The organism is Hugenholtzia roseola DSM 9546, assembly GCF_000422585.1.
In the GTDB taxonomy this organism is placed as follows: Bacteria; Bacteroidota; Bacteroidia; order Cytophagales; family Bernardetiaceae; genus Hugenholtzia; species Hugenholtzia roseola.
The window spans coordinates 31,802-56,793 of the sequence record NZ_AUGI01000039.1; the positions used below are offsets into that span (position 1 = coordinate 31,802).

The following is a 24,992-nucleotide window of genomic DNA, read 5'->3' on the forward strand; positions in this document are numbered from 1 at the left end:
ATTTTTATACCACAAAGATAGCTTTCCTACCCCCAAAGGCTTTCATAAAAAGCAGGTAGAGGAAAATAGAGAACGGTATCTCAATTGGAGTCTAAAAATAGAAAAACCTTTTTGAAAAGCCAAAAAATCCTAAACTAAATTTTTGTTTTGGTGGGAAAGTGAGCTACAAAATCGCGCAGTTGGGTCTGAAACTGGTTTGAAGTATCAAAAAAAGTTGTTAGCTTTGTCTATCTTTTCGTTTTGAAAGGCAAAATGAATCTCTACAACCTTTCCGAATTGAAGCAAAAAAGATACTTATTTCACACAAAAAAAATGTACGATAAAATTGTAGATTTTCTCTTACTTACTGCCCCCAATACGCGCTATGTCGTCTTAGCGACTTTGTTATTGGGTTTGAGTGCTGCCGTAGTGGGCTGTTTTACTTTGCTACAAAAACGCTCGCTTTCGGGTGATGTAGTAGCCCATGCGGTGCTGCCCGGTGTTTGTTTGGCGTTTTTAGTTACGCAGGTGAAATTTTCTTTATATCTTATCATAGGTGCTTCTCTGACAGGTTGGCTTTCACTTCTTTTAGTAGATTATATAAAAAACAACACAAAAATAAAAGAAGATACTGCACTTAGTTTGGTTTTATCTGGATTTTTTGGCTTCGGTGTAATGCTACTGACCTACATTCAAAAAACAGGCTCTGCCGCCCAAGCAGGCTTAGAACAGTTTTTATTTGGAAAAGCCTCTGCTCTTATTGGTGCTGACGTTTGGGTCTTTGCAGCTCTTTCTGCACTTTTAATTTTAATTATTTTTCTTTTTTACAAAGAATTTGTTACCATTATTTTTAATAAAAGTTTTGCAATAAGTCTTGGTCTGCCTGTCCGTTTGATGGAATTTCTACTGACAACCCTTACCGTTTTGGCGGTAGTTTTGGGGATTCAGGCGGTAGGTGTTGTCTTGATGTCTGCTCTGCTTATCACGCCTGCGATTGCGGCTCGGCAGTGGTCTAACCGCCTGAAAATCATTATCTTAATTGCTGCACTTATTGGCATGTTTTCGGCTTGGCTCGGTGCGCTTATTTCGTATCTTTTCCCACAAATGCCCACAGGACCTTGGATAGTTTTGGTAGCCTCGATTTGCGCCTTTGGCTCTTTTTTGGTAGCACCCAAAGGTATTTTAGTTCGTCTTGTCAAACAAAAAAAACATAGAAATAGGGTACTTTTAGAAAATATAGTCAAGACGCTTTATCATATTGTAGAAGAAAAAGAAAACAAAGGCATTGCGATTGAATCTATATTAGAAAAGAGAAATTTTAACTTTTCAAAAAAACATTTACAAAAAATTCTAATCAAATTGGAAAAACAAAAACTACTCTACACCAAAGACGAACGCTATTTTTTCACCGAATTGGGGCTACAAAAGGGAAAACGCCTGACCAAACTGCACCGCCTTTGGGAATTGTATCTGACCGAACGCCTGCGAATCGCGCCCGACCATGTGCATGAAGATGCTGAAAATATCGAGCATATTCTCACGCCTGAATTAGAGGCAAAATTGGAAAAGCTATTAGCCTACCCCAAACAAGACCCACACAATCGAAATATTCCCTATTAAACGCACTTTTTTGTACCTAAAAGGGCAAAAAATGCGTTATTTAGAGCGTCCTTTGGCAATCCCAAACAGAGCCTAAGCCTTTCGGAGGCGACTTCTATTCACAATCTTACTTTATATTATACCAAAATGTCTTTAAAAGTAGAGCAACTTACTAAACTATATGGCACACAACGCGCCGTTTCTAACCTCGATTTTGAGGCACAACAAGGAAAAATTACAGGTTTTTTAGGACCTAACGGCGCAGGCAAATCTACAACCATGAAAATTATTACGGGCTACATCTCTGCCACTTCGGGTGAAGTAGAAGTTTGTGGCAAAAAAGTAAGTGAGCAAGACAAATCTATTCGCAAACACATTGGATATTTGCCTGAACACAATCCACTTTATTTAGATTTATATATAAAAGAGTATTTGCGTTTTATTGGGGGACTGCATCAAATTAAAGGCAAAAAATTGAGCGAAAGGATAGAAGAAATGATAGAATTAGTAGGACTCACGCGCGAAAAGCACAAAAAAATAGGCGCACTTTCAAAAGGCTACCGTCAGCGCGTAGGGCTGGCACAAGCACTGCTACACAATCCCGACGTGCTTATTTTAGATGAGCCGACGACGGGCTTAGACCCCAATCAAATTTTAGAAATTAGACAGGTTATTAAAGATATTAGCAAATCAAAAACGATTGTTTTTTCTACTCATATCATGCAAGAGGTACAAGCCCTTTGCGATAAAGTCTTGATTATCAACAAGGGAGAGAAGGTTTGGGACGGCTCGGTGCAGGATTTGAAAGACAATGTAGGAAAGGAATGGAAAATTTTTATCGCCTTTGCCAACGCCTTTCCGCGCCAACATTTCGAGAAAATAGAAGCCATACAAGCTATTAAAAGCCATGAAGAAAACTTTTCTTTTGAAATTACTTCGCCAAACGACATCAGAAAAGAGCTTTTCGAATTGGCGGTGCAGATGCAAAATCCCATCTTAGAACTTCGAAAAGAGGAACTCAACTTGGAGGCGATATTCAGAGAACTGACGCAAAATCATACACAAAACGCCTAAATAGCAAAACAAGCCTGCGACTATCTGACGACTGTCTGGCGATTATCTGGCGATTATCTGGCGACTATCTGAAAGGTTCTTTTCGAAGAAAAGCGACCCAAAAGCAACACACATTCATTTTTTAGTGTATTTTTGTGGGGCGTCTTGTTTGGGCTGTTTCAATCCAACATAGACGCTGTTTTTGATTGAAAAAAAGACAAAATATTTTTATACTTCTTATAGACAAAACATGCTAACTATACCGATACTATCTTCCATCTCTGTTGTTATTTTAGCTCTGACCGTCATTTTAAGTTTGATAGGGTTTCAGAAGCCTGACATTCAGAACAAACTCATTTACAATCCCTATCGCGTCCATCAACGTGGCGAATACTATCGTTTTCTATCTTCGGGCTTTATTCATGCTAATTTTTTGCATTTATTTTTTAATATGTTTTCTTTTATTCTCTTTGCTTTACAGGTAGAAACGGTCTATATTCAGCAGTTGGGGGCTATCAATGGGCGTGTTTTATTTGTGGCAATGTATCTATTTTCTATTGTCATTTCTGATTTGCCAAGTTATTTTAAGTACAAAGATAAATCATACTACAACTCTTTGGGTGCGTCTGGTGGCGTTTCGGCAATCGTCTTTGCTGCCATTTTGTTCAATCCTACCCAACAAATTATGATTTATTTTATACCCCTACCCGGCTTTATTTTGGGAATTTTATACCTTATCTACTCCTACTTTCAGGCGCGAAACTCCAACGACAACATCAACCATTCGGCGCACCTTTGGGGGGCAGTTTTTGGCTTTATCGTCAGTGCCGCCCTTATTCCCAGCAGCTTGCAAAACTTTGTGGTACGCATTATTCATTGGTTTTAATATTTGTTTTTTTGCCACTTGGTTGCCACTTCTTTGTAAGTTTGCCCTACACAAACCTACAAACAAGAGGCGCATCTTGCTTGAAAAACCATTGCCCTGAAATATTTTCCTGACTCTTTTTTAAAAATATAATCCTTTATTTTATCTTTTTTATTTCAATATGTACAAATACGACATTTCAAATTACGCCCCCAACGACGAATTTAATCGCCTGCGCCTACACGGTTGGAGGCTGTCGATAGGCGACACGTTGAAGCGAGCGCAACAAATCTTCCACGCCCAATTAGGGCTATTTATCGGCTACTTTGTAGTGGCTTATCTGATTTTAATCGTGGGTTCGCTTATCCTTTCCTGTGTGCCTTTTATAGGAAATTTTGCAGGTTCGGTGCTTTCTGTGTGTCTTTATGCAGGCTACTACATTGTGTCTTTCAAAATTTCGCAGGAGCAGAACGTAGAATTTGCCGACTTTTTTGAGGGTTTCAAAAAGGGTTTGCCCTTGGGCTTGTACGCCATTGTTTCAACTTTCATCATTGCTTTGGGCGCAATTCCATTTGCGATTATGTTTGTGATGGTGGGCGTTTTTAGCAACCCCGAAGTATTTACAAAAACAATCACCGATAACCCTATCTTTTTAGGTCTTTTTGTAATCGCTTCTTTATTTTTTGGCATATACGCACTCTATATCTCGGCAATGTACCTACTTGCGCCCTATTTGATTACCTTTTCGAACCTCTCTTTTTGGGACGCAATGGAAATTAGCCGCAAGACGATGCGCAAAAACATGAGCATAGGGATTCTCTTTTTGATAGTTTCCTTTCTTATCAATTTATTAGGCGTTTTGGCATTGTTAGTAGGTCTATTATACACTGTCCCCCTGACTTTGATTGCAGGCTATGTTTTTTATGATATACTTTTGCAACAAAATGGGAACATTGGTGCAGAAACCAATAATTCCGACATGCCGCCTAAAACAGGCGATTTTAGAGAAGGCAGCCCCTTAGACCAATTCTAACTTTTTAAAGACAAAAACCCTAAGTTCGAAAAAACTTAGGGTTTTTGTTTGAAATTTTATATCAGATAACTTAAAAGTTTTACTAAAATTTTACTTGCGGCTCAAAAAAGCAAAACTAACATAAATACTTAACATATCTATCTTTTGTTTGCCTTCCACTGCGCCTGTGCCAATGCCTACAATGCTGGTGTTGCGCGAAAATTTAGGATTAGCCGCTTGGTATTGTATGCCAATGCGAATGGCACTTGCCCCTTCGTTGTTGATAAATTTCAAGCCGCCGCCAATAGAATAGCCAAAGGCAGGCGCAATATCAGCCTCAATTTCACCCAAAGTACCATATTTTACCTGCGGCGCACGCGCTACCATAAGCCCTGCTAAGGCGCGAAATTCGGGTGCAATGGCAGGCGTGATGGGATATGATAATTCACCACCCAACATTAAATTTGCATTTACCCAAGGCTGTGTATCATCATTTGCCCCAACATTAAGCCCAAAATTCGTGTTGCTGCGGTTGTAAGGATTGATATTAACCCCCACATGGTAGGCGATACCAAAAAGTGGGTGAATAAAATTAGCTCCATCAAAACCCAAACCGCCACCAAATTTCGCCACATTGCTGTAAGGTTCAGACGAGGGAATACTGCCATGCAAAGTCAGTGCGCCATAGCTTTGCGAATCCTGTGCCTTTAAAGCAGTAACCGCGACTAAGGGTAGGAAAAGAGCCAAACAAAGGCTTGTAAAAAGACGTGAAAGGGGAGTTAGTTGCATAAAAAGAGGTTTAAGATAGTATAAATAAAGGAAAATAAAGTTTTTGTCTAATTGTATAAAAAAGGTCAGAAAAAGGTCATGAAAAGATTAGGAAAATTCGTGAAAAAATTGCTTATTTCATCTCCTCACGACGCATCTTTTTACCTTCTTCGCTTAGGTCTAATTCACCTACGCGCTCAATCGTGCCATCAGGTTGAATTTCATAAATGAAACCTTGCTGATTTTTGTTTTCTTTTGGTTTTTTATCTGCATTTAGATTGTTAAAATCTTTTGAAGTAGAAGTAGTATAACAATCAAAGGTCAGGTCTTTATTGACGTGGCAATACATTTGGTCGAGCTGCTCGAAGCCCCCTGTTTTGCCATAAATATAATACTGCACATTTTGCGCATCAATCGGATTGCCTTCCTTATCAAAAGTAATAAGTTTGGTGTATTGAAATACATTCCCATCAATACCATAAAAAATCAAAGCAAAAATTTCTTCATTTTCTACGGGCAAAGTACCCACGAGGTAGAGTTTTTTATTGCCTGCGGGGGCTTCCATGATGCTTTGGTCGCGCTTGTCGATGATATGAAAATACTTTTGGTATTCGGCAGCCGTAACAGGGCGAAAAGAAGCCGCATTGACCTTTTCGGGTGCATGAAAGGGCGTTTTAATGGGCTTCAAAGTCTTAAAAAAGGCTTGAAAATCCTCTGCTACGCCTTCTTTGAGGCGATACTTAGCCAAATTTTCCGTTTCGTCGGGCGTATAAACATTCGCCCCTGCGATATTAAGCGGACGTTCTTTGCGCTTTTTGTACTCTTCTTTGGTTTCTTGGGCAGAAAGTGGCAGAGCCAAAAATAGGAAAGCTAAAAAGGCAAAGAGGCGAAAGAGATTTGTCTGTTTCATATTGAAAACTGTATTTTTAGTGGCTTGAATAAGAATATTACAAGGCTAAGGAGGTGCAAAATCCGTGCAAAAGTAGCAAAATCTTTTTCTTTAATCCTTTTTAACTACCTTTGCCCTGCATAAGCCCATAAAAGGGAGGCTGCAAACAAACCAAAAGCTGCACCTTTTCCCTACCCTTTACACACACAAAGACTATGGATTTTGAAATACTCCTTGCCAATCTGACCAATCCTACCCTACTCTTTTTTGTCTTGGGGATTTTAGCCACTTTATTAAAAAGCGACTTGGAAATCCCCAAACCCTCCACCAAATTTATCTCCCTTTATCTGCTCTTTGCGATAGGTTTCAGAGGGGGGCAGGAATTAGCACACAGCGATTTTAATAGCGAAATTCTATTTTCGGTCTTGTTTGGTTTGGCGTTGGCTGCCTTAGTGCCGCTCTACACTTTTTTTATTCTCAAACGCCGCATGAGCATCAGCGACGCAGGCGCAGTAGCCGCTACTTATGGCTCGGTAAGTGCCGTTACCTTTGTCGCGACTGCCTCTTTTCTGGAAGCGCAACAGCTCACTTTTGGCGGACACATGGTGGCGGTAATGGCATTGATGGAATCGCCTGCCATCATTGTAGGCGTGATTTTGATGCGACAATATGAAGCCGCCCTACCCGAACACCCCGACGCGCCGCCCCGTCAGTCGCTCAAAAGTATCGTACTACATTCCTTCACCAACGGCAGTGTTTTGCTCATTTTGGGGAGTCTTCTCATCGGGCTTATCGCTGATACCAAACAGGCAGAGGGTATCAAGCCCTTCACCACCGACATCTTCAAAGGCTTCTTGGCTATTTTTCTCTTGGAAATGGGCATGGTTACGGCGCAAAGGTTTTCAGCCTTCAAAAATTACGGCTTTTTCCTACCCCTTTTCGCAATCCTTGTCCCTGCCTTTAATGGTATCCTGACCGCCTTTTTAAGCGGTTTTATTACCGCCGACATCGGCAATCGCCTCATTTTTTCTATCTTAGCGGCGAGTGCTTCCTATATTGCCGTTCCCGCTGCCATGCAAATGGCTGCACCCAAAGCCAATCCGGGTCTTTATATTCCAATGGCACTGGGGCTGACCTTTCCCTTCAATATTACAATCGGTCTGCCACTTTATTTTGAAATTATACAACGATTTTAAAGCTACCAAATTTGCTCCTTTTTTAAAATTCTATTTATTTCTTTTTTCTAATTTTATCTTTATGAAAAAAAATTTCATCTTCGCCTTAGGGTTCTCTTCCCTACTCTTAGTTGCTTGTGGTAAAAAAGCAGACTCCACCACTACCGCTTCGGCAGATTCGGTAGCGACAGCACAAGTAGAAAACGCAACCGACAACGCCACAAGTAAGATGGCTGAAAATGCCGCTACCCAAGAAACAGCGCAAGAGTACGACTTAGTCTTGAATTATGACAAAGCCGATTTGCACGAAAGTATCAAAATTAAAAAAATAGACGAAAAAACGATTCGTTATGAAGTCTATCTAAGCAGCGGCGAATGTCCTGAAACCACCATTAGCGGCACAGCCACACTCAAAGAAGGTGATGCCGAATCAGACGAAGATGCCGAAGGCAACGCCTATTTTGTAGATGAATACACAGACGACAAAGCCCAGCCTTGCAGCGTTAGCCTCCGCATTGGTAGTGAAGAAAAGCCCATCAAAGGGCGTTTCCAACTCTATACCTGCCATCATTTTGCTTGTGGCGAAAGCTATGATTCGCAGGTGATGACGGCAAGCAAATAAACTCTATCTTTTTAGTTAAATTTTAAATAGAACGAACTATTTTTTAAATAGTTTGTTCTATTTCTTCTATTTTTTTGTTTTCTCTACTTTTCAAAGATAACGCAAACCCGAAAAATGGTCGGCAAGGTGAAAAGCGTGTGCCTTTTCGTATGCCGCCCTATCGAGCTGCCCATAGATAAAATGAGGTTCATATTTGCCTTGATGATTTTCAAAGTCGGTCAGGGCTTTGCGCAAACGCTCAAAAGCCTTGTTTAAATCGCCCTCCTTTTCAAGTGGCGCAGCGGCAGGAATTGGCTCATTGCGGTCGTGCTTCATAAAATTTTGAGCGGCAAACTTTTCAAAGACCCACTTTCCTACTGTTTTTTTGATAAACGCAGGCTTGTGTTTGGGATAGCCGACAAGAGAGTATTCTACACTTTGCGCACAATGTATCAGGTTTTGGTGCAAAGACCATTCACCTAATAGTTCTATCTTAGAAGGATTTAGTAGAAATGCTTTTTCCAATTTTTCTAATTCTAACCAAGCCTCTTTCAAAGACTCAAAACGAAGCGTTTGCAAAGCGGAATTAGGCGTAGAAAGATGGTGGTCGAAAGCAAGCGCACCACCAATGCCCCCCAAAGCAAGCGTAGTGCCTGCACCCGCCATAAGGCGTATAAATTTTCGTCTGTTCATAAAAATTAGGTATTTGATATAAAAATAGGCGCGTTTTATTCAAATTCGGCAGGCATTTCCCCTGCATTGTAGCGAAATTCTGCCTTCGCCTTGGCGTACTTAGCCCGTAGGTCTATCAATTTAAGCGTAGCTTCTATCAAATATCGCTCGCGCACATTGATATAAAAAAACGAACTACTACCCAATTCGAAAAGCGTCTGTTCGCCATCACGCATAATGGCGGCATTGTCCCTATTCAAAGTTTGGAGCGAAAGCATCTGCTGGGTATTTTGTAGCTGCACAAAGGCACGCTCCACCTCTACACGCACCTGTTTTTTGACAAAGTCGAAGGTAAAATTTTCCTGTTTGAGTTTGAAGCCGCTGGCAACAAAAGCCGCTCTCTCTTTTCTTAGCAAAAGTGGTGCGTAAAAAGAAAAGCCAAATTTATAGTTTTCCTGCAAAAGAAAGCTACTCGCACCGCCTTGTGGGGCTAAAAGTGGCTTGTATTCCAAATTCAGTTCGGGCATCATTTGAAAGCGGTAGAGTTTCCTATCTATCTCTACGCTTTTAATTTTCTGAACCTGTTTCAAAATTTCGGGGTGATTTTCTGCCGCCCTTTGCGCCCATTCTTCTACCAAAAAAGTTTCCATCTCACCCCCTCGAATAGAAGGGTAGATGTCGTTTCTGACAAAAAGCATCTCGTTTTTGTCTAAAACATTGTCATTATTCCAAAGAAAAGTAGAAAGATGCAAACGCGCATTTTCATAATTGATAGCTCCCTGCAACTGCTCTACCTTGCGCCGCTGCACTTCCATACGCGCCTCTACGGTATCTAAGGCGCGATATTTTCCTAAGTCGGAAGCCGCCCTGACTGCCTCATAGCGTTCTTCGGCTAATCGGACACTCTCGTCATATAAAAGCAACATTTGATAGTGCGCATACCAATCCCAATAGGCTTTTGCTGCATCAAAGAAAAGTTTGTTGAAGGTCTTGCGCTGTTCGGCAAGGTTCATTTGATAGGCAACTTCAGACTGTCGCAATTCCGCTCGTCTTTTATCAAAGATAAGATTTCGCAAGACGGGAATTTCTATGCCTGCATAAAACAAGCCGCCTTCTGGGACTTTTAGTTCGCTATCTAAATAAGTACCTGAATGATTTTCATAGCCTGCCTTCAAGTCAAAGCCTAAAAGGGTAGGAATTTTTAGGTCTGCAAAGAATTTATTGTAATATTCTGTGGTTTTAAATTCTTTTTCCGTCATATCGCTCATCAAGACGGGGTCGAATGCGCCACGTGCCTTGCGAATATCGGCAAGGGAGATGTCATCTATCAGGTCGATGCGTTGAAAAAGCGGGTGATTCTGTGCCACCGCCGCCAGAAAATCTTGAAAGTAAAGCGTATCGGCAGGGCTTTGCGCCAAAAGGGAGGGTGAAAAAATAAGGGCAAAGGCACAACAAACAAGGTGCAATCGGGTAGCCAAAAACCGACCTACAAACAAATGTTTCAACATAAAGGTAGAGGAAAGGGGGCGATAAAGCATTTTTATAGTAAGACTTTCTCTTTTAATAGTTTTACTTTTCCAAAAAACTACAAAGAGAAGCCTTTGTTTTTTCTTTGGCTGCAAAGATACGACGAACTTGTTAGAATCCTACCGCCCCCTTGTGGTTTTAATTTTCTTTTTGTTTTTGGCTATTGTCGCAAAACGCGGATTTTAAATTGTCCGCTTTGTAGGCGAAAAAGTTGGCTTGGATTGCTGGTATTGCGCACCGTTCCTGCAAAAAAGCCTTCTACTACGTCGTCTTCAATCTTGGTAATTTGTATCTGACATTCGCCGTCGCGCCCTGTGAAGATGACATTGTTGGTAGGCGAAAAATTGATAATTACCTGATTAGCAGGCACTTGTCGAGGGCTTGTATCGTCGAGGTCGAAGTTGAAAATTTGTAGGCGCAGGCTCATATTGCCGTTGAAGGGGTCAAAAAGTTGGCGGCGCAAAGAAAGCGACTGCACACTACTTTCATAGCCGTTGGTGATGGCAGGCAGGGCAGTGCCGGGGTCATTGAAGCGGAAAAACTCATTTCCTATCGTAACCCAAATTTCCCCTTCGGGCGGGCTTTCGGGTAGCTCGTCGGTAGGTTCGCAGGCAGCCAAAAAGAGTAGCACCAAGAGCAGGAGAAAGCCTTTGGAATGGCGCGTAAAATTTTGAAGAGTTTTCATATTGTTTTGAAAGTGTAAGTAAGATATTTTAGCATCTATAAACAAATTTGTAGCAGGACCTTTCGGGTGTGATAGGCGTTGTTACAACAAAGAAAGCGTTAAATGCACCCCACCCCAAACCCCTCCCCCATAGGGCGGGGCTTCAACTTCGTATCATTTTTTTCGCATAAATGCGAAAAAAATGATTTGGTTTTCGAACCCTCCCCTTTGGGGGGAGGGCAGGGTGGGGGTTCAGGAAGTTTGCACACGAAATAAAGTTTGGATTTTCCCTACAAAAACAAGCATTTTTTTAGAAACAGTCCTTACAAACAACCGCAGAGTGTTTTGCAAAATTGTTTATAGACACTTTTTTTCAACTGAAAATTTCTTTTCGCAATTCGGGTTCTTTGCTAAAACGCCAAATTAGCCCATCTACGTAATAGTGATAAATCACAATCATAGAAAAAGGCACAAAGAGCCATTTGAAAAAGCCATTGTGCATCAGACCCAAAACCTCAATCGTGCCTACCACAATCCCATACGCCAGCGAAATGCCAAACCATTTGAAGGCAACGCGACGCACGTCCTTGAAACGCTTTTTCTGATAGTGCATCATAAAGCCCTGATACTGAAAGTTGTGGTAAATCGTTTCTAAGGCTTCCGCTACCAAAAAAGGCGTGAGGGTCAGGAAAAAGACGAAGTAATGGGTAGATAACGCTGCTACCAAAAAGAGAATCTTGGGCAAATTAAGCGGTTTTTTCTGGTACAATCGCTGCGCCTGCCGTAAGACAAACAAGACAAGTGCCACCATAAAAATTGTCCATACAATTTCGGCAATTTCGGCAGGCAGATAGGGAAAATGTGCTACTAATTCTTTGTAAATAACAACAGGCGAAGTAATATCGGTATAATCTTGAAAAAAACAAGCAAACATACCTGCATAAAAGAGAAAACCGTCAAGCCAATGGTCTATTTTTTCGTAATCGCCATTTTTGCCCTTGTAGGCACGCAAAAGCCCCCAATGTTGGCGCATGATATGCCAACTGCCAAAGACGGCGGCAAAAACAATGAGTTCGCTCTGCCAATCGAAAGCCGTCGCGACAAGCCCTGCCACAATGAAAAGCAGTAGCCCCCAAGTATGTAGAAATGGGCGTTTTTGGCGTTCAGCCTTATCGAAGTGCGTGCGCGAAAAGGTTTGGAAGATATGCGGGTGGTCGAAAAAGGCGGTAAAGAGGAAATAGGTAACGATAATGGCATCTCCTTTGGGTGCGAAATCTTGCTTTTGCGCCCAAACATAGAAAGCCAACACGAGCCAAGTAAAAACACAACTTCCTATAAAAAAAAACAAATCATACTTCGGACTAACAATCCATTTTATCGACCAAAGTGGCGTTTGGTTGGGTGCAGTCTTTTGGTTAGAGGTAGCAGCAAGGGCATCAGAGGGCATCATATACGAAAAAGGCTAAAAATAAAAAGGTAGTTCCCTCCAAAAATACGCATTTTTCGCCATTTATGGAGGGAAATAAGGGGAAATCTTATTTTTTGGTGCAAAAAGCCGCCTACCTCACTGCCAAAAACGCCCTACGCCAAAGTGTAAAGCGAATTAGCACGTAAAGGGGGGCTAAGATAAAGCCTGCCATAGAGCCGAAAAAAAGCACCAAGAAGATAAGGAATTTAATAAAAATAGCCGTAGAAAGACTTTGTAGGGTAGGCAAATAGCGTTTGAGTGGCGCATTGAGGTACAAATTAGCGTAAAGCATCGCAAGGACGATACCCAAGATGGGAATAAAGCCCAATCCTACCGCCAAAACTACCGTCGGTATCAGGCGCAATTCTATCTTGCGCAAATATTTTTTCTTGCTTTCGGCACTTTCAAAAACCGCCTTGCCACATGCCCGACAAGCACGCGCATCTTCTAATTTCGTACCACAAGCCGTACAGCGTTTTTGGGTTTGAAGGGAAAACTGGTGCTTTTCAGGGTTTGAAACCTGCTTTTGGCGTTTCTGTCCGAAAAAGCCAATTTGGAAAGCCACTGCCGTTGGCGTTTTACACTTAGCGCAACTAAGGGCAAAAGGGGTATTGAGGTGCTGACACTTCGCACAGGCGATTTTTTGCTTCTCCTCTTTGGCAGCAATGCGCTTTTTTAGCAGGAAAAGTGCCAAGACCGCTATCCCGAAAAATAACAACGCCAACAGACCAAAAGCCAACAACAAGAAGAAGCCAAAAAAGACGAAGACATCTTGAAAACTACTCGCAATCGTATGCAGGTACAAATCGCCATCTTCATCTATTGAAAGCAAATATTCCTCTATCTGCGTTTTGAGTAGGGTTAGAAAATAGACACCTGCCGCCAACAGCAGCGTACCGCCATATTCGCCTACAAAACCTGCCTGATGAATCGTTTTGAGTACGCCAATGCTGGCTTCATCTACTAATTGCGTCGTGATAAGGGCATAAAGTAAAGGCTTTACGTAGGGGTCGGCAAGGATAAAAAACTGTTTGAGGTCGGTATTTTTATCTGCCAAAATCTCTAAAAGAGCCAAAACACCCAAAATTAGCACTACCGCAGGGTGCGTAATGAAGGTATCAGGCGCAACTTCGGGGGCTTCCACAAAAGGCATGAGCTTGGGATAAGCCATCGTGAGTGCCATCAAAAAGGCGGGCAAAAAAGCGCGAGCAGCAAAAAGGGGCATCAACCCCAAAGCCTGAATCAGAAAGGCGATAGACATAGGTATTTTTTTTAGGAAAGCAAAAAAAAGCAAAAATTATCGCTTCTCAAAATCATTCTTAAAATCTAAGGGATTAAAATTTTGAAAATGCCCATTGAGGCGAATCCGCTCTTTGCTGCGCTCCACTTCCGAAACGATAGGCGTAATACGCTCCAAGTGGCGCATCAGAAAGGCAAGCCGCTCCGATTCGCGCTTCAAGCCCACAAGTTCGTACTCTTCCAATACCGAAAGCCCCAATTTATGCCCCAAATGAAAGGAAAGAAGGGTCTCTTTTTCGGAAAAGTCGTGGTCGAGCTGCAAGATGCGATACAAGGCAGAAACCGCCGCCAAAAAGTTTTCCTTCTGCGAAAAAGAAGCATCATCTTCAAAGACAATGCGCTCTATTTCGCCGCCCGCATAGAGTTTTTCCTGCGAAACGGGATTTTTAAAAGATAACAACCGAAAGACGGACATCACCTTCGTCTTGATATCGAGCCTACCGTCGTCATAACGCTTGCTAATTTCGGTAATGCGCACCTCTGCACCCAGTTCGCGTATGGAGGTATCGATAAAGGCAGGGATTCCAAAATTGGTTTTGTTTTTCAAACAATCTTCTACTAACTGCAAATAGCGCGGCTCAAAGATGTTGAGGTTGAGCGTGTCAGTAGGGAAAAGCACCAAATTGAGTGGAAAAAGCGGCAGCACGAGTGTCATAGGATATTTTTCTGTTTAGATTTCTACAAAAGTAAGCCTTTGTTTAAGGTTTTGGTAGGAAAAGATAGCATTTTTAGGGCGATTTTGCAAAAAAAATTTCTCCGCGCCGCTGTCTATCTTCCATAGGCTACCAAAAAAAATGCCTTTGAAGTTAGTTTTTTTGTAATTTTGCAACTGCTTCTATACGCACCCAAACGGCGACAGGGCAGTGATGTTAAGTTCTGTGAAAAACCTTGTTCTATTAAAGTTTTTTCAAACTTGACACAAAATAAAATTTGGACTTAAACCCTAAGCGTCTTGAATACCCTTAGGGTTTGGGTCATAGGACAAGGCAATGCCTTGCCCTACGTTTGAATCTAACTTTTAGGATTTAACATCACTGGTAACATCACTGGGCGAAAGGGACGCGCTCTTCGTTTTTTGTCTTTGTTTGCCTTTGTTTGCCTTTGTCGCTGTTTCTCCTTTATTTTGTTATGACTTTGTTATGAACTTGTTATGATTTCTATATGATTCGACCCATTTATACCTACGGACAACCCGTTCTAAGAAAAAAAGCCCAAGATATTCCCAACGACGGCAGCGTCGACATCAAGCAATTAGTGGCAGATATGTTCGAAACCATGTATGCTGCCCATGGCGTGGGACTGGCTGCCCCCCAAATCGGACTAAGCCAACGCATCTTTGTAGTAGATGCCGCCTCTATGGAAGAGGGCTTAGAAAATTTTAAGAAAGTCTTTATCAATCCACAAATCATCGAAGAAAAAGGTCAGAAGTGGGAATTTGAGGAAGGCTGCCTTAGCATACCCGATATTCGCGAAAGAGTGGCGCGGCAGGCAGATATTACCATCGAATACTACGACCAAGATTGGAAACACCACAAGGAAAGCTATTCTGGTATCGCCGCACGCATTATCCAACACGAATACGACCACATCGAGGGTATTCTCTTTACCGACCACATCTCTACTTTTCGCAAACAACTGCTCAAAAATAAGCTGGATAAGATTGCAAAAGGCAAGGTAGAAGCCGATTATCGCATTTTGCCCTGCAAGAAGTAAGAAGTCGTCTGTGGGACACAGACAACGGCTCGTTTGTGGGACACAGACAACGGCTCGTTTGTGGGACACAGACAACGGCGACAATTTCGAGTCTGAACTCATACCCCTTATTTCAACTTTGAATCAAACCTAAACAAGTTTGGGCAAATTTTGAAGCACTTAGGACAAGGCACTGCCTTGTCCCTACAAAGTTATCAATTGAGTAGTTTTCAAAACTTGAAATTCCCCCTATTCTTCCACAGGCATAAAACCCTCATCGAGGCGCACAATCATACCATAGAGTCCCTTTTTCTCCTTCAAAGCCTTCTGATAAGCAAGTGCGTGTTCGTAGCTATAAAAAGGTGCTAAAAGCAAACGATAATATTTTTTACCGTCCAGCTCCACAATCGCCACCATAATATTCCGATGCCAATTTTCGCCTAATTCGTGTGCAGCCGCCAAAAGGTGTTCATATTCTTCAAAAACGCCCACCTGCACGCCTAAGGTTTGCGCTTCAATAGGCATAGAATGAACTTCCAAACGGTAAAGACCGCGCACCTTCGAATCGAGGCGCAAGCGGAAAGATAATTCTGGTTCGGCACTACGCGCAAAAGTTTGGATAGGCGCGTCAGGCTTGCCCTCTGCCTGCGGATAGCGGCGCAAATATTCCATCATCTTTTGGGGCGAAACATAACCCTCGATTCGCGCCAAAAGTTTGCCTTCGGGCGTAACGATACAGACCTGCGGAAAGGTCTTGACTTCAAAGGTCTTAATTAGATAGTCGCTATAAAGGGAATAGGCTTTTACTTTGAAAAACAAATATCTTTTGTTTCCATACATAGCAACGTATTGGTTGCGAAAAGTAGTGCTGTCGTATTGCGTTGGGCGATTGTAAAAATACAAGAGATAGGGCTTTTTTTCTGCCTGCGCTTTTTCTTTCAATTTTTCATACGTGCCTTCAAAAAAAATAACGCCCTCTTTGTCGTCTTGGGGCAGATTTGGGTCAAGGCTTGTTTTGTCGTCTTGGCTTTGGGCAGCGGTTTCTTTTTTGGTGGGCTTTTCTGGCTGTGTCTTAGCAGTTTTTGGGTCTGATTTGGCAGCATTTCCTTTGGCAGGTGCAATGGAACGGGTATTAGTTTGCGCCCAAGTCTGCCCCTGATAAAAAAGTCCGCCGACAAGCCAAAATATTAAATAATATTTTTTCAGGATAGGATTTTCCGAAAAAAGAAGTAGATTTTTTTTTGAGAATCTCATATTTTAGTTTTGATAGCGAAATAAGTGATTGCTACACGCGCCGATTCCCCCGTCAGGGCTTGAAGCCGCCGACAGGGTTGTTGAAAACTGATTTTCCACTAAGGGACGTAGAAGTAGGACGCTTATTTCTTTGTTTTTTTAATTTTTTCTAAAATCTTATCGCCCCCGTCGTCGAGGACTTCTTGCGCCATGCGTTGTGCCAAGTGTATCGCTTCATTGATGGGAACAAGGACATTTCTGCGAATTTCTTTCTTCCCACTCAAACTAATGATGCCACAATTGAGGCGCAACTGGTCGCCTTCTAAGGTTGCTAAGGCAAAGACGGGAACACTACAACCACCTTCCATGTGCCGCAAAAAGGCGCGTTCGGTAGCGACGCAGGTTTCAGTGGCTTCATGATTGACCGCCTCTCTGATGCGCATTTTAAGAGTTGGCTCTAAATCGCGAGCCGCTTCAATGGCAATGCTGCCCTGCCCTGCCGCAGGAGTGAAAGTTTCGCTTTCAAGCTCTTGGACGATAAATTCGCCGTAGCCCATTCTATGCACACCTGCATAGGCTAAAAGTAGGGCATCACATTGCCCCTCTTCGAGCTTACGCATGCGGGTTTGCAGATTGCCACGCATGTTGGTTGTACGCACATTGCTATAATATTGTTTAAGCAAAGCGGTTCGGCGCGTAGAAGAAGTGCCGACGAGCCACTTATTAGCCGTATCGAGGCGAAAGTCTTTATTAAACGAAATGACGACATCATTGACCCTTTCGCGCTTAGTAAAGGCAATGATTTCGAGCCTGCTATCGAGGTCGGATTGCAGGTCTTTGGCACTATGAACGGCGATGTCGATTTCACCTGCAAAGAGTTTTTCCTCTAATTCTTCGGTAAAAACGCCCTTACTGCCAATTTTGGCAATGCTTTTATGTAAGATTTTGTCGCCTTTGGTTTCCATCGTAACCAATTCGGAAGTCATGCCTGCCTTTTTCAAAAGGTGCTTGACGTGACGTGCCTGCCAAAGTGCCAGCTTACTGTTTCGAGTTCCGATTTTAATAACTTTTCCCAATGCTCCTGAATGTTTATAGGTTTATTTTTGAAGGGTTTTGCCTAAACCAAAGATTTCGCCCCAAAAACTAACATTTGTTTGTCGATAAAAAAAGTTTTTGCTCATTTTTTTTCATCTTTGCAGTCAAAAAAAACAAAACCGCCGTTTCGAGCCATGAAAATAGACCCTAAAAACGCCCTTACCGACGCAAAGGCTTTACCCACACCCACTACCTACAACGAGCGTCTGCACGCACTTGCCTGCTTAGGCGAGCGAATAAAAGACCTTGTCGCAATGCCAAACCTATTGGAAGCGGCGCGTTGGGTAGGAGAAAGCTATCGCCAAAATGCTTGGTTTACGCCCTCCTCCCTCGCCTTTGCGCTATCCGAATGGGCAGCCCTGCTTGACCCAACGGCGTTAGAAGCGTGGGTAGCACCCTATCGCACTGCCTTAGAAAAGGCTGATAAAAAGCAGATGCGCAAGGTTGGACTTATTGCGGCGGGCAATATTCCCTTGGTTGCTTTTCACGATTGGCTTGCTATTTTTGTGTCGGGCAATCAGGCGCAGGTAAAACTTAGTAGCAAAGATACAGTTTTGCTGCCTGCCTTGTTAGAAATATTGGTAGAAATTTTCCCTACTGCTGCTACTCAAATTCAATTTTTTCCCCACCTGCTCAAAGAAGCCCACGCTTACATAGCCACAGGAAGCGATAATTCGACGCGATACTTTGCCTATTATTTTGACAAATATCCGCACCTGATACGCAGCAATCGCACTTCTATCGCCGTTTTGCAGGGCAACGAAAGTGCAGAAGACTTAGCCAATTTGCACACCGATATTTTCACCTACTTTGGTTTAGGGTGCAGAAATGTATCCAAAATATTTGTGCCAGAAGGGTACGATTTTAACCCCTTGCTCGATATTTTTTACGAAAAAGGCAAAGATTTGATGCAGCACAACAAATACGCCAATAATTACGACTACAATAAAGCCGTTTATTTGATGAACCAAATCCCACATTTAGACGCAGGAACTTGCCTTATCAAACACGATGAAGGGCTTTTTTCGCCTACCGCCGTCCTCTATGCCCAAACTTATCGCAACCAAGACGAAGTAGAAAATTTTGCAACCCTTTGGCAAAACAAAATACAATGCAGGGTAGGAAAGGGAGGCTTGTCTTTCGGAACAGCCCAGAAGCCCCGTCTGAACGACTATGCCGACAATCTCGATACGATGGATTTTTTATTAAATCTTAAAAATGAGATTTGAGCCTAAATAAGCCGCTTGTGTTGCGAAACGCTTGTTTTGCACAATAGTATAAAAATCTATAAAATATTTTTCAATCAAATTTCGGACAAGGCAGTGCCTTGTCCCCACAAAAGTAAAATGCCCCTTATCCGTACCGTCCAGCTCACCAAAATTTTTCATGCCAAACGCCCAAATGAAGTAGTCGCACTTTCGGGCATAGACCTATCGCTTGAAGCAGGCAGCGCGACGCTTTTAGAAGGCAGTTCGGGTAGCGGAAAAACAACGTTGATGAGCCTTTTGGCAGGTTTGAGCAAACCCACTTCGGGGGATTATTTTTTTAAAGACCACAATCTTTCCCTTTGGTCAGAAAAATTTTTAACCGCCTTCCGACAACAACATTTCGGGATTCTGTTTCAAAATTTCCAACTCTTGCCCACCAAAACCGCTTTCGAAAATATCGCTTTGCCACTTTATTGTCAATCTTTTTCAAGCCAAGAAATCAGGGAAAAGGTGCAAAAAGCTGCCGAAAAAGCCAATATTGCACACAAATTACAACAAAAAGTAGGCGAACTTTCAGGTGGCGAACAGCAACGCACTGCCTTAGCGCGTGCCTTAGTGAGCGAGCCTGCTATCATTTTTGCAGACGAACCCACTTCACAATTAGACCGCAGAAATGCCCAACAAATTCTCTCCCTTTTTGAAAAACTCAAAGCCGAAGGCACTACTTTTTTGCTCACCACACACGATTCTTTGGTAAGCCAACACCCTTTTATAGACCAAAAAATACAATTAGAAGACGGAAAAATAATAAAATAAAAAGTAAAACAGCAATCTTTCATATCCTCATTTTAAAACACAACAAGGATATGAAAGACTTTTTTAGCTGCCTTTATCCTATTCGCTGCAATGTGCTTTCAAAAGTTCTTCCACTTCTTCGCCATATTGCTGCTTGTAGCGCAACTGCTCTGCCAATTTCAAATCGGCACAGGCTTTCTCTTTTTCGCCCTTGGCTATAAAAATCAAGGCGCGAATTTTATAGGCGTAAGCATTCATGGCTTTATTGGCAATAGAAAACTCTATATCTTTGAGGGCTGCCTCCAAATCGCCTAATTTATAGTATGCAAAACTGCGATTGCTATAAATTAAGGGTTCTTCTGAATTATATTCTACTGCTTTATTGAAATAAGTTATGGCTTTTTCATAATCTTCAAGTTGATTAGAATTATAGCCTAAATTGACATAAGCATAGAAAGTATGCGGCTCAATTTGAATAATTTGTTCTAATATTTCATTTGATTTATGATATTCTTTTTCTTTCATATACCAAACAGCTAAATTATTGAGTACCTCTATCTGATTGGGTGCTACCTCAAAGGCTTCCATCAAAGAGGCATACGCCGCCTTATTTTGCCCCAAACTCACCTGACACGAACTCATATTGAGCAGGGGCTGCCACTTTTCATCACTATCTTTCACTAATTTATACCAAGATTCGTAATCTTGCAAGGCAAGCTCGAAAAGCAGAAGTGCGCCTGCGGCTTTACCTCGATGTGCGTAAAGTAGGAGCGAATCGGGGTTCTGACGAATCCCCTCTGTGAGAACCCCCAAAGCCTCTTTGTACCTTTCCTTGCTCCATTCTATTTCGGCGAGGCGTGAATAAACACTTGCCAATAAGGGATTTTTTTCCAAAACTTTGATGTATAATTCCTGTGCTTTGTCAAGTTCCTCTGCCTGAAAATAAGCCTCTGCCTGCGCCCATTTTTTGTTTTTTTGTGCGAAGGTAGAAAGAAATGGAATAGTTCCAAATAAAATCAAAAAAAGAATGTTTTTCTTCATTTTTAAAGTGTTTTGTATCGCATTTGAAAAGAAAAACAAAGGTAACGAAATTGTGGAAAAATAAGGCTAAAATTTTCTTTCCTTCTGTATTGAAGTGGTAAAAAAATGAAGTAAAATTTAGTTTAAATATTAAAATATTTTTTGTTTCAATCTAACTTCGGACAAGGCAGTGCCTTTTCCCTACATTCAACAGAGATTTTTTTGTAGAGATTTTTTTGAAAGTGTTTCATAAAAAAATACAAAAAAGCTAATAACAAGAACTGTTATTAGCTTTTTTGTGTCAAATTTAGGCTTCTACCGCTTCTTTTGCAGCCAAATAACGCTCGGCATCGAGGGCTGCCATACAGCCTGTGCCTGCTGCCGTTACTGCCTGTCGGTAAATTTTGTCTTGGGCATCGCCAGAGGCAAAAACGCCTTCTATATTGGTAAGGCTCGAACCTTTTTGGGTAATAAGGTAGCCTGTTTCATCTAATTCGAGCTGCCCTTTGAAAATGTCGGTATTGGGTTTGTGTCCGATAGCGACAAAGAAGCCCGTAACGGCAATTTCTTTCAATTCGCCCGTTTCACGATTGCGCACACGCACGCCACTGACTTCCTCGCTGCCCAAAATTTCGTCGGTTTCTGTGTTCCAAAGAATTTCGATATTGGGCGTGTTTTCCACACGCTTCTGCATAATTTGTGAGGCACGCATTTTATCCGAACGGACAATCATATAGACTTTGCTGCAAATTTTGGAGAGATAACTTGCCTCTTCACAAGCGGTATCGCCTGCGCCTACGATGGCAACTTCCTGCTTTCTGAAAAAGAAGCCGTCACAGACTGCACAAGCCGATACGCCCTTCCCATTGAGGCGTGTTTCAGAGGGGATTCCCAACCATTTGGCAGAAGCTCCTGTGGAAATAATCACCGTTTGGGCGTGAATTTCATTTCCGTTTTCGTCCCAAGCGAGGTGCGTGCCACCATTTTTATCAAAAGATACGCGCTCGATAAGACCGCTACGAATGTCTGTGCCAAAACGTGCAGCTTGTTTTTCGAAATCTACCATCATTTGAGGTCCCATAACGCCGTCGGGGTAGCCCGGATAGTTTTCTACGTCGTTGGTAATGGTGAGCTGTCCACCGGGTTGATGTCCTTTGTATAAAAGTGGGTTCATGCCTGCACGCGCCGCATAAATGGCAGCCGTATAACCTGCGGGACCCGAACCGATAATAAGACATTTCGTTTGTATCGTTGTCATAGGAAAGAGAGCTTGGATTTTAATATGAATACATATTGATTTGTACGAAAGAAAGACCGCTTGGGTTTGAAATTGGTAAGCGAAGGTACGAAAAAAACGGCAATCTGCAAAAGCGAAGTTTTCTAAGGTCTTTTTGCCTTTGGCAGTCAAATTTTAGCCGAATAAAGGAATTTTCTTTTTTCACAAACCAGCATTTTTCGTTTGGAAAGTTGTTGGAAGTTTTGTAGGTTTGGGCTATGAGAAAAAGAAACTTCGCCTTTTCGAGTTGGATTTATTGGGGGCTTTTTTAATAAAATTAGTTTCTTTTTTTTGCTGTTTTAATAAAAAACATTTATTCTTAGGTTTTGAGGTAAAAATACATAAAACTTGCATCAAAATATCTATCGACTATTATCTAAAAACCACAACAAAATGAACAACAATAACTTATTGGATACTAAAACTGTCAATAGTAATGACATTTTAGGTAATGGTAAAAAGTATATTGTACCTCTATATCAACGCGATTATTCTTGGAAAGAGGATAATTGGGAGGACTTATGGGCAGATATTTTATTGGTTTTAGAAAGCAATTCTGTTCATTATATGGGCGCGATTGTGTTGCAAAGTAAGGGGGATGATGTTTATACAATCATCGATGGGCAGCAACGCCTAACTACTATTACCATTATTGCTTTGGCGTGTATTGATAAAATAAAAGAATTGGCTCAGAATGATATTGACAAAGAAGCAAATGAGGAGCGAGTAAAACTACTAAGCAGTAAATTTATTGGCGACAAAGACCCATCTTCACTTACTTATTTTAGTAAATTAAAATTGAACGAAAATAATAATACATTTTTTCAATCTTATATTCTTACATTAAAAACGCCTGCAACTTTACGAAATTTCAAAGACTCTGATAAACTACTCTTAAAAGCATATAAGTTTTTTCAAGAAAAAGTAAGCAAATATTTTGAACCTAATCCCAAAGGAGAAGATATTGCCAAATTTTTGAACGAAACGGTTGCTAAAAGGTTAATGTTTATTCAAATTATTGTTGAAAATGAATTACGTGCTTATACTGTTTTTGAAACCCTTAATTCAAGAGGCGTGGGCTTGACAGTAACTGATTTATTGAAGAATTACTTATTTTCTTTGGTATCTGAGGTTGATTTGCCCCATATTCGTTCTCAATGGAATAGAATTGTAGATACTGTTGGGTTAGATAATTTCCCTATATTTTTACGCCATTATTGGATTTCACGAAATAAATTGGTGCGTCAGGAGTACCTATACAAAAATATAAGGACTAAGGTTCAAAATGCAGAGCATCTTTCCTATCTACTTGAAGAGTTAGAGAAAAATGCTGAATTGTATGTTGCCTTAAATAATTCGGCAGATGAATTATGGCGTGGAAACAAGGAAATCAAAAAACGCATCAAAGAATTAGAGATTTTTCAGGTAAAGCAATGCCTACCTATTTTACTAATCGCATACGATAAAATATTTAATCATTTTGATAAAATACTAAAAATAATAACGGTTATCTCTTTTCGGGCTACCGTCATAGGTGGCTATCACAGTGGAAGGTTAGAAGAAGTCTATAACAAAGCCGCCATAAAAATTGATAATGGCGAAATAACATCTCCACAGCAATTAGCAGAAGAAGTCAAAGAATTATATTTAAGCGATACAGATTTTAAAAATGATTTTTCAACTATCTCTTTGAATACACGCCGAAATAAAAAGCTAATTCGTTATATACTTTTTGAATTAGAAAACCAAATAAGTAATAATTCTTATGATTTTGAAGAACATAACGCAACGATAGAACATATCCTTCCCGAAAATCCAAACGAAGAATGGGAAGCGTATTTTTCCAAAAATGTATTGGAGAACTATGTTTTCAGAATTGGCAACTATACACTTTTGGAAGCAGGTAAAAATAGAGAGATAGGCAATAAAGTCTACTCTGAAAAAGTTAAGATATTTGAAGATAGTGGGTTTGAAATGACAAAAAGAATCACTTTTCCTGAGTGGAACGCTAATAATTTAGATAAAAGACAATCTGAATTGGCAAAAATAGCTACCTCAATTTGGCGGGTATCCTACTACGAGTAAAAAAGAATATCCCCAAAAACTTAGTTTTGAAAAGATAGGTTTTATTTGTAACTTTGGAAAGAAAGCCTGCTATTCAACCATTTTCCTACACAAAACGCCAACACAATTAGATGTAATATCAGGATAATAACCACTTAACAAAACAAATTAGAATGAAAAAATATATAAACATACTTTTTTTATTTATGCTTTTTATGGCTTGTCAACGTCAAGAAAAAGTAATAGAAACCCTAAATCGGGAATTTCAGATACCTGTACTTATTCAAGCCACAACCCCAGAGAGCTTTGAGCTTGCCAAAGTCGATTCTTTGAGTCAAACATTTTTTCAATTCTACGGAAAACACAAATTTACAGACACCTTAAAACTTAGTGAGCGTCACAAAAGAGATACAACCTACCTAAAAGATTTTATTTGGGAATATCCAAAGCCAACAAAAGACGATACTTTAACTACTGATGGATTTCAAATTTTTATTGATTATCAAACAAATGTTTATGACAAAGACGAATATTTTTCAAATGGAAATTGTTACTTTCCTGTATATGTGGTGAATGAAACCTCACGAACAAAAGTATTTGTTGGTAAAGACGGGCGTGCCTTTGGTATTCAAGAAGCGCGAGACACAAGCGAACGGAATAGCGAGCGATGGAGACCCATTGAATCCAAAGGTTTTGATTTTTGTGGAAATGGATATTTTGGACTTAAAGTTCATCCGGGCGAATTTGTTGTTTTTTTAGTTTCTAAATATAGTGGAAATGAAAAACAACTCATGAGAATTAGACTACAAATAGGAGAGTCGTTGTACATATCAAAATCTTATGAAGGAACATTTGATAAAAGACAATTTGAAATAAAGAAACACAACTATGTTTACAAAGAGTTGCAAAGAAATAAATCGCAAACGGCTCACTTCTTATTTTATGGAGCAGTACCAAAGGGTTATGACCACGAATAATAGACTTACTTTTATAAGCGTAAAAAGCCAAAATATTCACTAATTTTTAAATATAAAGGTG

Annotated in this window: 23 protein-coding genes; 11 read left to right on the top strand and 12 right to left on the bottom strand. The window is 40.9% G+C overall.

Features of this window, described 5'->3' with window-relative positions:
- Positions 1-312 precede the first annotated feature (312 nt).
- The 4 genes from G500_RS0104435 to G500_RS24810 all read left to right on the top strand — a co-directional run bounded on the left by G500_RS0104435 (position 313) and on the right by G500_RS24810 (position 4,529).
- A complete protein-coding gene (locus G500_RS0104435; protein WP_035756319.1) occupies positions 313-1,599 on the top strand; it encodes a metal ABC transporter permease in 1,287 nt (428 codons plus the stop codon).
- Between the two features lie 126 nt (positions 1,600-1,725).
- Positions 1,726-2,652 carry a gliding motility-associated ABC transporter ATP-binding subunit GldA gene (gene gldA, locus G500_RS0104440; protein WP_027001707.1) on the top strand — a complete coding sequence of 309 codons (927 nt, stop codon included), beginning with the start codon at positions 1,726-1,728 and terminating at the stop codon, positions 2,650-2,652.
- A gap of 229 nt (positions 2,653-2,881) precedes the next feature.
- Positions 2,882-3,517 (top strand): rhomboid family intramembrane serine protease, encoded by a 636-nt coding sequence (locus G500_RS0104445; RefSeq protein WP_027001708.1) that lies wholly within the window; start codon positions 2,882-2,884, stop codon positions 3,515-3,517.
- Between the two features lie 160 nt (positions 3,518-3,677).
- A complete protein-coding gene (locus G500_RS24810; protein ID WP_027001709.1) occupies positions 3,678-4,529 on the top strand; it encodes a hypothetical protein in 852 nt (283 codons plus the stop codon).
- A 90-nt stretch (positions 4,530-4,619) separates the two neighbouring features.
- Here G500_RS24810 and G500_RS0104455 read toward each other — a convergent pair whose 3' ends face one another.
- Positions 4,620-5,297 (bottom strand): hypothetical protein, encoded by a 678-nt coding sequence (locus G500_RS0104455; protein WP_027001710.1) that lies wholly within the window; start codon positions 5,295-5,297, stop codon positions 4,620-4,622.
- A gap of 112 nt (positions 5,298-5,409) precedes the next feature.
- Positions 5,410-6,186: a hypothetical protein gene (locus tag G500_RS0104460; RefSeq protein WP_027001711.1), complete on the bottom strand. Its 777-nt coding sequence runs from the start codon at positions 6,184-6,186 to the stop codon at positions 5,410-5,412.
- 194 nt (positions 6,187-6,380) lie between these two features.
- Between G500_RS0104460 and G500_RS0104470 the strand changes: the two genes are divergently transcribed.
- A complete protein-coding gene (locus G500_RS0104470; RefSeq protein ID WP_027001712.1) occupies positions 6,381-7,361 on the top strand; it encodes a sodium-dependent bicarbonate transport family permease in 981 nt (326 codons plus the stop codon).
- Between the two features lie 61 nt (positions 7,362-7,422).
- Entirely contained in the window at positions 7,423-7,962 is a 540-nt protein-coding gene (locus tag G500_RS0104475; protein WP_154657014.1) for a hypothetical protein, read from the top strand.
- A 90-nt stretch (positions 7,963-8,052) separates the two neighbouring features.
- Here G500_RS0104475 and G500_RS0104480 read toward each other — a convergent pair whose 3' ends face one another.
- The 6 genes from G500_RS0104480 to G500_RS0104505 form a co-directional block, all read right to left on the bottom strand.
- Entirely contained in the window at positions 8,053-8,634 is a 582-nt protein-coding gene (locus G500_RS0104480; RefSeq protein ID WP_027001714.1) for a DUF1569 domain-containing protein, read from the bottom strand.
- Positions 8,635-8,669: 35 nt separating this feature from the next.
- Positions 8,670-10,121 (bottom strand): TolC family protein, encoded by a 1,452-nt coding sequence (locus G500_RS0104485; RefSeq protein ID WP_161626078.1) that lies wholly within the window; start codon positions 10,119-10,121, stop codon positions 8,670-8,672.
- A 179-nt stretch (positions 10,122-10,300) separates the two neighbouring features.
- Entirely contained in the window at positions 10,301-10,825 is a 525-nt protein-coding gene (locus G500_RS0104490; RefSeq protein WP_027001716.1) for a hypothetical protein, read from the bottom strand.
- 352 nt (positions 10,826-11,177) lie between these two features.
- A complete protein-coding gene (locus G500_RS22330; RefSeq protein WP_051203283.1) occupies positions 11,178-12,254 on the bottom strand; it encodes a hypothetical protein in 1,077 nt (358 codons plus the stop codon).
- 109 nt (positions 12,255-12,363) lie between these two features.
- A complete protein-coding gene (locus G500_RS0104500; protein ID WP_027001717.1) occupies positions 12,364-13,533 on the bottom strand; it encodes a hypothetical protein in 1,170 nt (389 codons plus the stop codon).
- Positions 13,534-13,569: 36 nt separating this feature from the next.
- Positions 13,570-14,226: an LON peptidase substrate-binding domain-containing protein gene (locus tag G500_RS0104505; protein ID WP_027001718.1), complete on the bottom strand. Its 657-nt coding sequence runs from the start codon at positions 14,224-14,226 to the stop codon at positions 13,570-13,572.
- A gap of 506 nt (positions 14,227-14,732) precedes the next feature.
- On the opposite strand from G500_RS0104505, the gene def reads away from it, so the two are divergent.
- Entirely contained in the window at positions 14,733-15,284 is a 552-nt protein-coding gene (def, locus tag G500_RS0104515) for a peptide deformylase (RefSeq protein WP_027001719.1), read from the top strand.
- A gap of 228 nt (positions 15,285-15,512) precedes the next feature.
- On the opposite strand, the gene G500_RS0104520 is transcribed toward def, so the two are convergent.
- Both G500_RS0104520 and hemC read right to left on the bottom strand, forming a co-directional pair.
- On the bottom strand, positions 15,513-16,517 hold the full coding sequence (locus tag G500_RS0104520) for an SPOR domain-containing protein (RefSeq protein ID WP_027001720.1): 1,005 nt from the start codon (positions 16,515-16,517) through the stop codon (positions 15,513-15,515).
- Between the two features lie 122 nt (positions 16,518-16,639).
- Positions 16,640-17,572: a hydroxymethylbilane synthase gene (gene hemC / locus G500_RS0104525; protein WP_027001721.1), complete on the bottom strand. Its 933-nt coding sequence runs from the start codon at positions 17,570-17,572 to the stop codon at positions 16,640-16,642.
- Positions 17,573-17,725: 153 nt separating this feature from the next.
- Between hemC and G500_RS0104535 the strand changes: the two genes are divergently transcribed.
- Positions 17,726-18,820 carry an aldehyde dehydrogenase family protein gene (locus tag G500_RS0104535; protein WP_027001722.1) on the top strand — a complete coding sequence of 365 codons (1,095 nt, stop codon included), beginning with the start codon at positions 17,726-17,728 and terminating at the stop codon, positions 18,818-18,820.
- A gap of 117 nt (positions 18,821-18,937) precedes the next feature.
- On the top strand, positions 18,938-19,615 hold the full coding sequence (locus G500_RS0104540) for an ABC transporter ATP-binding protein (RefSeq protein ID WP_027001723.1): 678 nt from the start codon (positions 18,938-18,940) through the stop codon (positions 19,613-19,615).
- A 78-nt stretch (positions 19,616-19,693) separates the two neighbouring features.
- Here the strand turns inward: G500_RS0104540 and G500_RS0104545 are convergent, their stop codons facing one another.
- On the bottom strand, positions 19,694-20,635 hold the full coding sequence (locus G500_RS0104545; protein WP_027001724.1) for a tetratricopeptide repeat protein: 942 nt from the start codon (positions 20,633-20,635) through the stop codon (positions 19,694-19,696).
- Positions 20,636-20,921: 286 nt separating this feature from the next.
- Positions 20,922-21,872: a thioredoxin-disulfide reductase gene (trxB, locus tag G500_RS0104550; protein WP_027001725.1), complete on the bottom strand. Its 951-nt coding sequence runs from the start codon at positions 21,870-21,872 to the stop codon at positions 20,922-20,924.
- 411 nt (positions 21,873-22,283) lie between these two features.
- Here trxB and G500_RS0104555 point away from each other — a divergent pair, with 411 nt between their 5' ends.
- Together G500_RS0104555 and G500_RS0104560 are read left to right on the top strand one after the other, a co-directional pair.
- On the top strand, positions 22,284-23,975 hold the full coding sequence (locus tag G500_RS0104555) for a DUF262 domain-containing protein (RefSeq protein WP_027001726.1): 1,692 nt from the start codon (positions 22,284-22,286) through the stop codon (positions 23,973-23,975).
- Positions 23,976-24,127: 152 nt separating this feature from the next.
- On the top strand, positions 24,128-24,931 hold the full coding sequence (locus G500_RS0104560) for a hypothetical protein (protein ID WP_027001727.1): 804 nt from the start codon (positions 24,128-24,130) through the stop codon (positions 24,929-24,931).
- Positions 24,932-24,992 lie beyond the last annotated feature (61 nt).